Annotated in this window: 15 protein-coding genes and 1 pseudogene; 3 read left to right on the plus strand and 13 right to left on the minus strand. The window is 69.6% G+C overall.

All coding sequences use genetic code 11. From position 1 onward, the window contains the following. Window positions 1-137 precede the first annotated feature (137 nt). A pseudogene (locus MQH10_RS21260) lies at window positions 138-1208 on the minus strand (FAD-dependent oxidoreductase); the annotation flags it as partial. A gap of 128 nt (window positions 1209-1336) precedes the next feature. Then, entirely contained in the window at window positions 1337-2164 is an 828-nt protein-coding gene (locus MQH10_RS21265; protein ID WP_242565985.1) for a flagellin, read from the minus strand. A gap of 378 nt (window positions 2165-2542) precedes the next feature. Between MQH10_RS21265 and MQH10_RS21270 the strand changes: the two genes are divergently transcribed. Beyond that, window positions 2543-3100, plus strand: a complete 558-nt coding sequence (locus MQH10_RS21270; RefSeq protein WP_242565986.1) for a hypothetical protein — start codon at window positions 2543-2545, stop codon at window positions 3098-3100. Here the strand turns inward: MQH10_RS21270 and MQH10_RS21275 are convergent. From MQH10_RS21275 to MQH10_RS21315, 9 genes are all read right to left on the minus strand, one after another. Beyond that, window positions 3097-3678, minus strand: coding sequence for a methylated-DNA--[protein]-cysteine S-methyltransferase (locus tag MQH10_RS21275; protein WP_242565987.1), 582 nt, complete (start codon window positions 3676-3678; stop codon window positions 3097-3099). The two genes, MQH10_RS21270 and MQH10_RS21275, sit on opposite strands and share 4 nt — an antisense overlap. A gap of 8 nt (window positions 3679-3686) precedes the next feature. Then, window positions 3687-4205, minus strand: coding sequence for an FKBP-type peptidyl-prolyl cis-trans isomerase (locus tag MQH10_RS21280; RefSeq protein WP_242565988.1), 519 nt, complete (start codon window positions 4203-4205; stop codon window positions 3687-3689). A 9-nt stretch (window positions 4206-4214) separates the two neighbouring features. Continuing rightward, window positions 4215-5423 (minus strand): threonine ammonia-lyase, encoded by a 1209-nt coding sequence (locus MQH10_RS21285; protein WP_242565989.1) that lies wholly within the window; start codon window positions 5421-5423, stop codon window positions 4215-4217. A gap of 82 nt (window positions 5424-5505) precedes the next feature. Beyond that, on the minus strand, window positions 5506-5763 hold the full coding sequence (locus MQH10_RS21290; RefSeq protein WP_242565990.1) for a hypothetical protein: 258 nt from the start codon (window positions 5761-5763) through the stop codon (window positions 5506-5508). 11 nt (window positions 5764-5774) lie between these two features. Next, the gene (locus MQH10_RS21295) at window positions 5775-6110 is read right to left on the minus strand and encodes an ArsR/SmtB family transcription factor (protein WP_242565991.1); all 336 of its coding nucleotides are present in this window, start codon (window positions 6108-6110) and stop codon (window positions 5775-5777) included. A 47-nt stretch (window positions 6111-6157) separates the two neighbouring features. Next, a complete protein-coding gene (locus MQH10_RS21300; protein WP_242565992.1) occupies window positions 6158-7156 on the minus strand; it encodes a c-type cytochrome in 999 nt (332 codons plus the stop codon). Continuing rightward, window positions 7153-7686 carry an isochorismatase family protein gene (locus MQH10_RS21305; protein ID WP_242565993.1) on the minus strand — a complete coding sequence of 178 codons (534 nt, stop codon included), beginning with the start codon at window positions 7684-7686 and terminating at the stop codon, window positions 7153-7155. Before MQH10_RS21305 ends, MQH10_RS21300 begins: the two co-directional genes overlap by 4 nt. 44 nt (window positions 7687-7730) lie before the next feature. Further along, window positions 7731-8813 carry a GNAT family N-acetyltransferase gene (locus MQH10_RS21310; RefSeq protein ID WP_242565994.1) on the minus strand — a complete coding sequence of 361 codons (1083 nt, stop codon included), beginning with the start codon at window positions 8811-8813 and terminating at the stop codon, window positions 7731-7733. Between the two features lie 71 nt (window positions 8814-8884). After that, on the minus strand, window positions 8885-10693 hold the full coding sequence (locus MQH10_RS21315) for an ABC transporter ATP-binding protein (protein WP_242565995.1): 1809 nt from the start codon (window positions 10691-10693) through the stop codon (window positions 8885-8887). Between the two features lie 133 nt (window positions 10694-10826). Between MQH10_RS21315 and MQH10_RS21320 the strand changes: the two genes are divergently transcribed. Beyond that, entirely contained in the window at window positions 10827-11345 is a 519-nt protein-coding gene (locus MQH10_RS21320; protein WP_242565996.1) for a D-glycero-alpha-D-manno-heptose-1,7-bisphosphate 7-phosphatase, read from the plus strand. A gap of 22 nt (window positions 11346-11367) precedes the next feature. Here the strand turns inward: MQH10_RS21320 and MQH10_RS21325 are convergent, their stop codons facing one another. Next, entirely contained in the window at window positions 11368-11799 is a 432-nt protein-coding gene (locus MQH10_RS21325) for an ester cyclase (RefSeq protein WP_242565997.1), read from the minus strand. Window positions 11800-11815: 16 nt separating this feature from the next. Continuing rightward, window positions 11816-12346 (minus strand): VOC family protein, encoded by a 531-nt coding sequence (locus MQH10_RS21330; protein WP_242565998.1) that lies wholly within the window; start codon window positions 12344-12346, stop codon window positions 11816-11818. Between the two features lie 100 nt (window positions 12347-12446). Here MQH10_RS21330 and MQH10_RS21335 point away from each other — a divergent pair, with 100 nt between their 5' ends. After that, window positions 12447-13064 carry a TetR/AcrR family transcriptional regulator gene (locus MQH10_RS21335; RefSeq protein ID WP_242565999.1) on the plus strand — a complete coding sequence of 206 codons (618 nt, stop codon included), beginning with the start codon at window positions 12447-12449 and terminating at the stop codon, window positions 13062-13064. Window positions 13065-13167: the final 103 nt, after the last annotated feature.

Here is a 13167-nt window from a genome sequence, read left to right on the forward strand (position 1 = left end):
GCGATGGCGTGCGCTTTCAGCGAGGCGTCCGCGCTCGACCGCTCATGGTGGCGGCGCCGGCGCTCCGCGGCCGCGGGCCCGAACTCGGCGTCGAGGGCGGCGGTGAGCGCGGCCGAGAACCTGAGCCGCCGCAGCCGCTCGGCCCGCTCCTCGCCATAGGGGGCCAGCGCCGCGGCCGACCAGTCGTCGGAGGCCTTGAGGATCTCGCTGACCAGACGGACGTCGCGATAGGAGATCGACAGCCCCTGGCCGATGATCGGGTCGTTCCAGCCGGCGGCGTCGCCGACCAGCACCGCGCCCTCGACGAAGGGCTGGTCGGTCCAGGCGTCGTTGTTGAAATAGCTCAGCAGCGGTCCGGCGGGGCGGGCCTCGGCCAGGATGCGATTGGCCGGCGCGCAGCGGGCGCGGAAGGCGGCCAGGAAATTGGCCGGCCCCTCGGCGCCGGCGAAGCGCCGACGCTGATCGAGGGCGTAGCTGCCATAGAGCCGCACCCGGCCGTCGCCTTGCGGAAAGGCCAGGAAGCCGAACTCGCCTTCCGCGCCGATCGCCTGACGGGTCGGGTCCCAGCCGTCCGCGCCCTCGACCAGCAGGCCGGCGAACATGTGGTGCGGCGGATCCTGGTGCGGCGGAATCCCGAGGCTTTCCCGCACGAAGGAGGCGCGGCCGTCGGCGCCGACCAGCAGGCGGGCGGTGGCGCGGTGCTCGCCCTCGGCGTCGGTCCAGGCGGCGAAGGGCTGGGCGCCCGCCCCGATCTCGGTCACCTGGGCGCCGCGGATCACGCGCGCGCCCGCCTCGCGGGCGGCGTCCATCAGGGTCTGGCAGTGACGCGGATGCCCCAGGCAGAGGGGTCCGGCTATGCCCTCGGCGAAGATCGAAAGCGGCAGGGTTTCGGCCTCGGAGGCCTCGGGCGACCGGCTCTCGTCATAGGTGACGTGGGTTTCGACATGGTGGCCGCCAGCCCCCATCAGCAGGTCATAGAGCCCGACCCGGACCACCTCCTTGACGCCCCAGGGGGCGATCCATTCGCCGCGCACCCGGTCCTCGAAGACCTCGGAGGCCTCCAGCACCAGGACCCGTGCGCCGGCCTGGGCCATGACCCGAGCGAGCGCCGAGCCGGCGACGCCGCCGCCGATGATGAGGAGATCGTAGTCCGCCGCCATGTCCGCCTCCCGGGAACGACCGGCGCCCTTGGCGCTCTGTCGCGGCATCAGGCCACGTGTTCCCCGGCGGAATGAAAACCGAAAGCGCGCAAATACAAAACGGCCCCCCGACCGAAGGTCGGGAGGCGCCAAGGTTTTCTAAGCCCGGTGAGGGCTTTCGCCGTCTTTTCGGGCGATTAACGGAAGAGCGACAGCAGGCCCGAGGACGAGCTGTTGGCGATGGACAACGCCTGGACGCCCAGCTGCTGCTTGGTCTGCAGCGAGGTGAGGCGGGCGCTTTCCTTGGCCAGGTCGGCGTCGACGAGGTTGCCGACACCGGCGTCGATGGAGTCCTGCAGCTTGCCCACGAAGGTCAGGTGCGAGGCCAGCGACTTGGAGCCCGTGCCGAGCTTCGACAGCGCCGTCGAGACGTTGCTGATCGAGGTGGCGACGGTGGCGATCATGTTCGCCGCCGTGGTCTGGGTTCCGATCGAGTCAGTCGCCGCCACAGTGACGTTGCCGCCGCCGAGGGAGAGGTCCTGAGCCGCGACGGTCAGCTTGGAAGTGCCGTCCGCGTCGGCCAGGGCGGCGATGGTGGTGCCGCCGGACTTGATCATGTTCACGCCGTTGAAGGTGGCGTTGGTCACGGCCTTGCCGATCTGGTCGCGCAGGGCCTTGAAGTCTTCGTTCAGCGCGGTGCGCGAGGACGAGTCGAGGCTGGAGTCGGAAGCGGCCAGGGCCTTTTCCTTCATCTGCAGCAGCAGGTCCGACACGGCTTCACCGCCGGCGATGGCGACATCGACGGTCGATTGGCTGCGCTGGACGGAGTCCTTCACCGCGTTCAGCGAGCCGGAGGTCGAGCGCTGGTTCTGAGCGATAGCCCAGATGGCGCCGTTGTCCTTCGCCGAGGCCACCTTCTTGCCGGTGTTGATGCGGTTTTGAACCTGCATCAGATCGGCCTGGGTGGAATTCAGGTTTTGCAGGGCGACCATCGCCCCGACATTGGTGTTGACGCTATTCGGCATCAATCGGTCCTTTTCTCAGGTGTCCGGCCGTCATTTCGGCGGCCGCAGGCGTTTTGCCTGTCGCAACGGATAGCACCGCTTGATTATCGCCCGGTGAATCGGAGGAGAAAAGTTCTGCTGCGAAGTCCACTTTGAGATTTATACTGTAACGAGAGTTAATTTTAGGCGTTTAGATTTGATTCAGATTAACGAATGGCGCGGTACGCCACCCTTCTAGGTGGAATTGGCGTTAATCTTCGTAAACGGCCATTCCGCTTTCTTAATAACGGGCGCCCTGGGCAATCGGCCTCATTGTGGGTCCGCGGCCCCGATGCGGGGAGTCGTGCTGTTGCCAGCAGGACCCGGCAGCGGGTCCCATGCCACCCTGGAGGAACTCCCATGAAATCATCGCTCGCCGCCCTCGTCGCCACGGCCCTTTGCGCGCTTGGCGGAACCGCCAGCGCCCAGACCGCCGGGGCCGCGCCGGTCGATCAGGCCGCCGTCACCGCGGTCAAGGCCTGCGCGGCCAACGCCCTGGGGAACCTGCCCTTCAACCCGCCGTCCCCCAGCCTGGACGCCGCGGGCGTGGTGCTGGCCGATTCCGGCTACGCGCCGGATCTTGCGGCCTTCAAGGACATCAAGCCGGCGGAGCGCTTCTCGGCCGCCGTCAACGCCGCCCAGGGTCAGATCATTCTGATGAGCGACCCCACCCGCCAGATCTGTCGTCTGGCGGTGGAGGACATCACTCCGGCCCAGGTCGCCCTGGTCCAGGCCGCCGTCCGCGGCCTCGCCGCCGACTGGGTCCCGCAGTCCAATGGCGGCGGCGCGACCAGCTATTCCGGCACGGTCAATGGATCGTCCCAGCTGATGTTCGAGGTCCGGGTTCCGGCTCCGAAGACCGGCTATGGCACGGCCAATTTCATCCTGACGGTGATGAACCCAGCGGGTCCGGGCTAGGTCCCCGGCCGTACGCCGATCGGCAGCCCGCCGAGATCATCGAACAGGCCGGGCGCATTGCTCAGCCTGGCCTGTTCGATCGAGAGCAGTTTCAGCTTGGTGTCTGTGCCGCCTGGCGCGGAGAAGCCGACCAGCTTGCCGCCGGCGCCCATGACCCGATGGCAGGGCACGACGATGGGCCAGGGGTTGCGGCCCATGGCCTGGCCGACCGCTCGGGCCTCCCGCGGCGCGCCGGCCGCCGCGGCGATCTCGCCATAGGTGCGGGTCTGTCCAGGCGGCACCGCGCGGGCGGCGGCATAGACCCGGATCAGGAAGTCGGAGAGCCCGCCCATGTCCAGGGTCACGCCGGTCAGATCGGTGCGGCCGTCGACCATCAGGGCGGTGATGGCCGAAATGGCGAAGGCGGCCTCCGGCGAGGGCGCCGCCGCGACGGCCGCCGGCCAGCGCCGGGCGATGCGGGCGCGGGCGGCGTCCCCGTCGCCCTCCGGCAGCAGGGTTCCGATCAGGCCGACCGGGTTCCAGACGACCCCGCAGAGGCCGATCGCCGTGTCGAACAGGGCGAAGCCGGGCGGGGTCATGGGCGGCGTCAGCCGTTGCCGATCCGCCCGACGCCCGGCAGGACGCCCAGCAGTTCGATCTTGAAGATCAGCACGCTGTTGGGGGGAATGTCGCCATTGCCCGCCCCTTCCTCGCCATAGCCCAGTTCCGGCGGGACAAAGAGGATCCACTGGTCGCCCGGCCGCATCAGCTGCAGGGCCTCGATCCAGGCGGGGATCAGACCATTGAGCGGGAAGGAGGCCGGGACGCCCCGGTCATAGGATGAATCGAACACCTTGCCGGCGAAGGGCTTGCCGGGCGGGCCCAGCAGCTTGCCCTCATAATGGACCTTGACCTCGTCCTGCTTGGCTGGACGCAGGCCGTCCTCGGGCCCGGACTTGATCACCTTGAACTGCAGGCCGTCGGGCAGGACATGGACCGCCGGGTCCTTGGCGTTCTCAGCCAAAAAAGCCTTGGCGGCGGTCATGTTGGCCGCGGCCAGCTTCTTGTCCGTGCCGCAACCGGCGAGCGCCAGGGCGCAGGCCAGAAGGACGAATAGGCGCTTCATGTTCAGGTCCTAGATGGTGCGGGGAGGATAGCCGGCGTGGCGCAGCGCATCCATGATCTCCTGGGTGTGCTGGGCGTCGCGGGTCTCCATGGTGACGTCGAACTCCGCGCCCTTGGCCGGCACGTCGAGGGACAGGCGGTTGTGCGCCACCTCGATGATGTTCGCGCCCATATTGCCGATGATCGCCGAGACATTGGCGAGCAGGCCCGGGCGGTCGTCGCCGATGATGCGGATCGAGACCAGACGCTGGTCGCGGATCAGTTCGCGGGTCAGGACCGAGGCCAGGAGGCGGGTGTCGATATTGCCGCCGGTGATGATCAGGCCGCACTTCTTGCCGGCGAAGTGGCTGGGATAGGCCAGCAGGGCCGCCAGCGAGGCCGCGCCCGCGCCCTCGACCACCGTCTTCTCGACATTGCAGTAGAGGGCCACCGCGCGCTCGAAGTGCGGCTCCTCGATCAGCAGCACCTCGTCGATCAGCGGCCGGGCGATGGAATAGGAAAGCTCGCCCACGGTCTTGACCGCGATGCCCTCGGCGATGGTCGCCCCGCCGGCGCCCGGCGTGCCGTTCACGCCGCGCATCTTGGCGGTGAAGGACGGGTACATGGCCGGTTCGACGCCCACCACCTGGATATTGGCGTTGATCGACTTGGCCACGGTGGCGCAGCCGGCGATCAGGCCGCCGCCGCCGATCGGGATCGGCAGGACCTCGAGGTCGGGCTGGTCCTCCAGCATCTCAAGCGCCACGGTGCCCTGGCCGGCCATGACCTGCAGGTCGTTGAACGGGTGGACGAAATTGAGGTCGCGCTCCTGGCACAGCCGGTAGGCGACGGCCGAGGCCTCGTCGTAATTGTCGCCCTCCAGCACCACATTGGCGCCGTGCGCCCGGGTCTGCTGCACCTTCACGAAGGGGGTGTTGCGCGGCATGACGATGGTGACGGGGATGCCCAACCGGGCGGCGTGATAGGCCAGGCCCTGGCTGTGATTGCCGGCCGAGGCCGCGATCACCCCGCGCTTGGCGACATTGTCCCCCAGCTGCAGCAGGGTGTTGAGCGCCCCGCGCTCCTTATAGGCCGCGGTGAACTGCAGGTTCTCGAACTTCACCCACACTTCCGCGCCGGTGATTTCCGAGAGCGTCCGGCTGTGCCGCAGGGGCGTGCGTTCAATATGCCCCTTCAGCCGGTCAGCGGCTGCGCGGACGTCGTCGAGGGAAAGGGTCATGAGAACTTGGAGCCGGGGCAGGTGCGGAGGCGGCCACCTCTAATGGCGCAAGGCGTTGGGAGCAATGGGCCTGGGTCGCGCCCTACTCCACCTGCTTGAGGATCTTCTCGACCGCCGCCAGGCGGGCGGGGACATCGGCGAGCGCGGTCTTCAGGCCGGCCAGGGCGGCGGCCGTCTCCGACTGGGCGGCGATCGCCTTCTCGGCGATCTGCCGATAGGCCTCTTCCGCGCCCGACCGGGCCTTGGCCTGCTGGATCGAGGCATAGGCCCTCATGCCGAATACCAGGATCACGGTTCCGAGGATGAGGCTTATGGTGGTGAAGAAGACGGGGGCGGACATGGGCGTTCCTATCAGGTCTCGGATTTTGCGGTCAGCGTCGCGGCCGCGGCGGTGATGGCGGCGGGGGTCAGGTCGAGCGCGAAGGGCGCGACCTCGAAATAGTTGAGCGCCTTGCCGTCGGCGCCGAGCTCCAGCTGGCTGGTGACCAGCCCCGCCTCCTCCAGCTTCTGCAGGTGCAGGTGCAGCAGGGGGCGGCTGATGCCGATCTCGCGGGCGAGCTGGCTGACATAGTTGCGTCCGCCCGCGCTGAGCGCCGCGATGATCCGCAGGCGGTGCGGACTGGCGAGCGCCGCCAGCCTGGCCAGCAGCACATCCCCGGCGGTCAGAGGCGGTGACGCATCTTTCATATGTCAGAAATAACTGACACGTTATGAATGTCAAGCCCGCGGCGGCGTCACGGCGTCCGTGAGCCCAGATAGGCGGCGATGTCGATGATCTGGGCGGGCGTGAGATCCGAAACCGGAACCAGCATCTGGGCGACCGCGGGCCCGGAGCGGGCGCCGGACTTGATGTCCCAGAGCATGCGGACCAGATAGGCCGGCGAGCGGCCAGCTAGCGGTGGGACGCCCTCGCGCCCTTTGAGGTCGGCGCCGTGGCAGCTTGCGCAGGGCTGGGCAGCCGGGCCGCCAGTTCGCACCAGGGCCTCGCCACGGGCGATCGCGCCGCGCGGAACATAGGCCACGACCCCGGTCCGCGGGTCCCGCAGCAGCATCCGCGGCCAGTCCTCCGCCACCTCGACCACCCCGCCGTTCAGCGGTTGGGGCGGGGCGTCGGGGATCAGTTCCTGCCAGCCCCAGTGGTTGGCGCGCGCGGCGGGGGCGACGTCGGTCTCGACCACCCGGACGAAGGGCCGGCGCGGCAGGCTGGCGTAATAGGCGGCGGCCTGGGCGGCCTCGGCCTCGGTGAGGCCCTTGGCGACAGCGATCATCTCCTCGGTGTCGGGGCGGTTCGCACGCTGGGAGGAGACCCGCCGGCCGGAGCGGAATTCGGCGAGCTGCTGGGTGATGTAGCCGGCGGGCAGGCCGGCAAGGTCCGCCGCGCCCACGAAGCCTACGCCGTTATAGAAGTGGCACTCCGCGCAGGGCGCAGGACCGCCTGGCCGGCGATGGCCGACCACGGCGGGCGGCGCGGGATGCCGGTCAGGCGTCCAGTCGACCGGATGGGCGGGATCGTTCAGCTCGGCCGACGAGACCACGCGGTCGATCCCCGGAAGATGCTGCGGACCCGGCGGATAGTCGGGCAAGGGCGCCTCCGGCGCGTCCGGATAGGCCCAGGCCAAGGCCGGCGGCGGCCCCGCCGGCGCCTTGGCCTTCAGGGGTTCGGCCTTTTGCGGGCTGCAGGCCCCAAGCGCCAGGGCGAAGATCAAGACCGCCAGACGGCGCGGAGCGTTCACGCCAGGTCCGATGTCGTCACTAGTCGCGCGCCCGCTTCGGCGAAGGCGGCGTTGCAGCGGGCGATGATCTGGTCGGCGGTCTCGCCGTTCCAGTCCCAGGTCGAGTGGGCGTCGGCCACCACCGTGACCTTCAGGCCCTTGGCCAGGGCGCCGGCGACCGTGGCGGTGACGCAGTGATCGGTCTGGGCGCCCAGCAGCACCACCTCGCCGGCGCCCTGGTCGGCCACCCAGCGGGTGAAATCGGGATCGCTGAAGGCGTCGCCGACCCGCTTTCCGAAGGTCGGCTCGGCCGCGTCCTGGCCCAGGGCCGGCCAGACCGGCCAGCCCGAGGCGCCGCGGGCGAGCGGATCGCCGGGCGGGGCGTCATGGCGGACGAAGGCGACCTTGCGCCCCGTGCCGCGGGCCCAGGCGATGGCGGCCCGGGTTCGCGCGACGAGACCGTCAGCGTCATGGATGGGAGGTTCGACAACGCCGTCGAACATGCCGGTCTGCAGATCGATGACGATGAGGGGAGCCTTGGGCGCAATCATACCGGGAGAATAACCCGGAAGGGGCGTCCGGCAAGACGCGCCGTCTACCTCAGGCCGCGGATCACATCGAGGCGCCGCATGGCCTTGCCGGGCAGTTCGGACACCCGGCCCAGGGGCAAGGCCTCGGCCGCGGCGCGCACCCCATAGGCGGCGCTGCGGATCAGGGTCGAGGGGGAGGGACGCCCCACGAAGCCGAAGCCGACGCCCTGGCCGCGATTGGCCAACTCGCGCTTGAACCGGTAGTCGCCGGGACCGAGGTCGAGGCGCGAATAGGGCGTGTGGTCCATCCAGCGCAGGATGTCCTGGAACAGCAGAATGCCGGGGGAGTAGCGCTCGAAGGCCGGGTCGTGGGCGATCAGCCAGCCATGGATGGTGCGGCGGCCGCGCAGGTGCAGATGCACGGCGGCCAGCTGCTCGCCGAAATGCAGGGTGAACAGCACGGCGCCGAAATCGGGATCGCGGCTGGCGAACAGGTCGCGCAGCAGGCGCATGGTCCAGTGGGCGGCGAAGATGTCGGTCTGGCCGGTGGCGGCCAGCTGGGCGCGCTTCCAGTCGATCAGGGTGTCGAGGTCGGCCCGCGAGCGGGAGAAGGCGGTGAAGCGGACCGGGCCGATCTCGCGCTCGACCTTGCGGCGTTTCTTGTCGCTGTCCTTGAGCACCGAGGTCCCGGCCTCGCGGCGCTCGGCCGCATAGGCCTCATAGCCGCCGGTGACGTCGACCACATGGCTGGTGACATGGCCGCGGGCGAAGGGGGCGAAGACCGGATCCTCGTCCAGCATGTGGCAGAAATCGAAGCGCTGGACCCCGAGCGCCGTGACCAGCTCGCGCGGGTCGAGGTCGAGGTCGGATTCCGCGACCAGGCCCTGATAGTCGCACATGGGCGCGCCCGCAGGCATGGCGGTGACCGTGCCGGTGCGGGCGGCGAAATAGCCGACGTCGCGGTCGTCCTGGCGCATCACGGCGATGCGGATCGGGCGGCTGGAATCCCCCTGGGCGCGCTCCACGGCGCGGGCCCAGTTGGGCGACAGGAAAGGGCTGTCGAGCGCGATGTCCGAGGCCTGCAGCTCCGCCCAGCGGGCCAGCCGGGCGGCGGAGAGATCCTGGGGACGGATGACTTCGATTTCCACGGGGGCGCTTCCGGACACGAGACTGGCGGGCTTTGTACGCCGGCAGTCCTTTCCGGGGGGTTGAGGCGGGATCAGGCCGCGTCGGCGTCGAACTCGCTGACCCAGTGGCCCGGTGCCACCTCCTGCAGCTTGGGCGAATAGGGTGGGTCCTCCGCCCGGCGGGAGGGCAGGAATCGCAGGGCGGCCTTGGGGTCCATCGGGCTGGGCGGTTCGCCCGACAGCTTCAGGCGCTGGCGACGGCGCTCGACGGCGGGGTCGGGGATCGGGGCGGCCGACAAGAGGGCGCGGGTGTAGGGATGGCGGGGATCGGCATAGAGCCGGTCGCGGTCGGCCTCCTCCATCACCCGGCCCAGATAGAGCACCATGACCCGGTGGCTGATCTCGCGGACCACCGCCAGGTCGTGGCTGATGAAGATCATCGCCAGCCCCATCTCCCGCTGCAGGGCGATCAGGAGGTCGATGATCTGGGCGCGGATCGAGACGTCGAGCGCCGAGACCGCCTCGTCGCAGATCACCAGCTTGGGCCGCAGGATCATCGCCCGGGCGATGCCGACCCGCTGGTTCTGGCCGCCGGACAGTTCGTGCGGATAGCGGTTGATCAGGGCCGGATCGAGCCCGACCTTCTGCATCATCGCCACCACCTCGGCCTCGCGCAGGCGGCGGCTGAGGTCGGGGCGGAAGACCACCAGGGGCTCGGCGATGGACTCGCCGATCGCGGCGCGGGGGTCGAGGCTGGCCAGGGGATCCTGGAACACGATCTGCAGGTCGCGGCGCGCGGCGCGCAAGGTCTCGCGCTCGGCGTGGGTGATGTCGGCGCCCATCAGGGTCACGGCGCCCGCGGTGGCGGGCAGGAGGTTCAGCACCGCCCGCGACAGGGTGGACTTGCCGCAGCCCGACTCCCCGACCACGCCCAGGGTCTCGCCCTCGCGCACCTGGAAGCTGACGCCGTCGACGGCGCGCAGGGATTTCGGCTTGGCGAACAGCCCCTGGCCCACCGGGAACCAGACCTTGATGTCCTGGCCCTCGACCACCACCGGCGCCTTGGGCGCGACAGGCAGGAGCACCGGCCGGCCGCCGCGGTCGGTGCGGTCGAGCCGGGGGATCGCGGCCAGCAGGGCGCGGGTGTAGTCGGTCCTGGGCGCCGAGAAGAGGGTCTCGGCCGAGCCCTCCTCGACATATGCGCCGTCCTTCATCACGCAGACCCGGTCGGCCAGGCGGGCGATGACCCCCATGTCGTGGGTGATCAGCACCATGGCGGTCCCGGTGTCGCGGGCGAGCTCGGCCATCAGGTCGAGGATCTCCGCCTGGACCGTGACGTCCAGCGCGGTGGTCGGCTCGTCGGCGATCAGCAGTTCGGGGCGGCAGGACATGGCCTGGGCGATCATCACCCTCTGGCGCATGCCGCCCGAGAGCTCGTGCGGATAGGCGCCCATGCGGTCGGCGGCGTCTGGGATGCGCACCCGCTGCAGCCATTCCAACGCCTGGGCGCGGGCGTCGCGGTCGGACAGGCCCAGATGCAGGCGCAGGGGCTCGGCGATCTGTTCGCCGATCCGCACATGCGGGGTCAGCGCCGTCAGCGGGTCCTGGAAGATCATGGTCATCTTCGACCCGCGGATGCGGTTGAGCTCGGCCGGCTTCAGGCCCAGCAGCTCCTGGCCGCGGAACCTGGCCGAGCCCGTGGCGCGGCCGTTGCGGGCGAGCAGGCCCATGACCGCCATGAAGGTCTGGCTCTTGCCCGAGCCGCTTTCGCCCACCACGCCCAGGGTCTCGCCGCGGGCCACGGTCAGGGAGACGCCGCGCACCGCGCGCACCGCCCCGTCATGGGTGTCGAAGTCCACTTTCAGGTCGTCGAGGGCGAGAACGGGGGCGGACTGATCCAAACGGGCCTCGAAACCTTGGGCGACGGGAGACAGACCATAGACCTGCCGCGCCGATCTGCGAAAGGATGCCGACGCCGCCTGCGCCGCGCTATATGTGCCCGTCTCTCCCTCGCCCGATTTCCGAGCAGCCTCTATGCCTCTCGCCCCCCGCCCCGCCCTGTTCCTCGACCGCGACGGGGTGCTCAATGAAGACCCCGGCTATGTGCACCGCTGGGAGGATTTCCGCTGGATCCCCGGCGCGCGGGAGGCGGTCGCCGCCTTCAACGCCGCCGGCTGGTGGGTGTTCGTGGTGACCAACCAGTCCGGGGTCGGGCGCGGCTATTACACCGAGGCCGACGTCGTGGCCCTGCACGACCAGATGAGCCGGTCGCTTGCCGAGATCGGCGGCAGGATCGACGCCTATTATTATTGTCCGCACCACCCGGAAGCCGCCGACGAGACCTATCGCCATCCCGATCCGCCGGACCGCAAGCCCAACCCCGGCATGCTGCTCAAGGCCATGGCCGACTGGCCGGTGGACGTCGCCCGCTCGATCATGGTGGGCGACAAGCCCGGCGACATGGAGGCGGGCGAGCGGGCCGGCGTGCGCGGCCTGAAGTTCGAGGGCGGCGACCTCATGGCCTTCCTGTCCGGCGAACTGACGCCCGCCTAAGCCCGACCTTCAGGGACGCGGATCAGACGATCCCCAGGGCCTTGGTGACGGCGGTCGCGTCGTAGAACGGCCGCTCGCAGATGATCCGGTCGCCGCCGGGCGGAAACTCGAAGCTCGCGGCCATGCGCACCTTGAAGCTCTTGCCGGTGGGCTCGACCACCCGGTCCTTGAGCCGCAGCGGGCCCAGGTGGGTGCCGGTCAGGAAGAACTCGACCAGCACGGAGTCGCCGTCGTGGGCGAGGGCGATGATCTCATTGGCCTGATCCGGGAAGGGCGTGCGGGAGGCGGCGAAATAGCCGCGCACCTGCTCCTCCCCGTCGAACACCTGGCCCGTGCCGTACATCTCGTAGCGGGGGTGTTCGAAGGTGGCGATCACCGCGTCCCAGTCGCAGACGCATTCCAGCGCCATGTGGTCGCGGACAGTCTTCAGGCGGCGTTCGGCGAGGTCGGTCATGAGGGTCTCTCGGAGGTCAGCGGACGGTGCGGATGGGATCGGCGCCGTCCCAGTCCTGGGCGGCGCGGCGGATGTGGTCGAAGAACCGGCCCTTGGAGCCGCTGATGTCGGAGATCTCGACCACCGCGCCCGGATGGGGCCCCTCGGTGTCGAAATAGGCGAAGCGGCCCTGCTCGCCGCCGATCTGGCCTTCGTGGCCGGCTCGGTAGCCCAGGGACAGGGCCCGGTCATAGAGGCCCTGGAAGTCCTCCGTCCAATAGGCCAGGTGCTGCAGCCCCTCGCGCCCGGCGTCGAGGAACTCCTTGTAGAGAGAGGGCGCGTCATTGAGCGGCTGGATCAGCTCGATCTGCAGGTCGCCGGAATTGGCCAGAGCCACGCTCATGCGCATGTCGGAGGTTGCTCCGCGATGGCGGAAATAGTCGGTCTTCACTTCCTCGACGAAGAACCAGGGGCCGACGCCCACGACATTGACCCAATGGTCCATGGCCGCGCGGATGTCGCGGACCACATAGCCGTTCTGGCGGACGGCGCCGAAGATGCGGCTCATGGGACCTCCCGGATCTCACGCGCGGGCTGGGATCTCCCGCGGCAATGTTGTAGGCTATTACATCCTACGGCGCGTCCGCCGGGGTCAAGCGGACTTTGAGATGAGCGAGACGGCGCAGGCGCCCCGGAAGGCCGCCTATCATCATGGCGATCTGCGCGAGGCCCTGATCGCGGCGGCCACGGCCGAGGTCGAGGCCAGGGGACATGAGGCGGTGAGCCTGAGCGCGCTCGCCCGGCGGCTCGGCGTATCCCAGGCCGCGCCCTACCGGCACTTCCCCGACCGCAACGCCCTGCTGGCGGCGGTGGCGACCCAGGCCTTCCGGACCACGGGCGAGGTCCTGCGGGCCGCGGTCGGCGCCCGGCCCAGGCTGGGGCCCCTGGCGCACGCCTATCTCGCCTACGGCCTCGACCATCCCGGGCTCTACGCCCTGATGTACGGATCGCGGCTGGTGCAGCGGGCCAGCGCCGACGACGCCCTCTACGCCGCGGCCGACGCCAATTTCGACCTGACCCTTGCGGCCGTCGATCCGGACCTGCCCGACCTGACCCGGCGCCGTTTCGCGCTCAAGTTCTGGACCTCGCTGCACGGGATCGTGACCCTGGCCGAGCAGGGCCTGATCCCGCCGAAGATCCGCCAGATCAGCGTGGCCGAGCTGGTCGACGAATTGGTCCATGACACCGAGCTGGCGATCGCCGCGGCGAAGCGGGCCAAGGGTTAAGCCGCCCGACGCCTGGTTGCGCCTCGCCCGAAAAACACCCCCTACGGAGTCGCGCCGAGTCTGAAGTTCTGCTTTTGTTCCGATCCCTTCAAGGACAAGAGAC

Source organism: Phenylobacterium aquaticum (assembly GCF_022695515.1).
In the GTDB taxonomy this organism is placed as follows: domain Bacteria; phylum Pseudomonadota; class Alphaproteobacteria; order Caulobacterales; family Caulobacteraceae; genus Phenylobacterium; species Phenylobacterium aquaticum.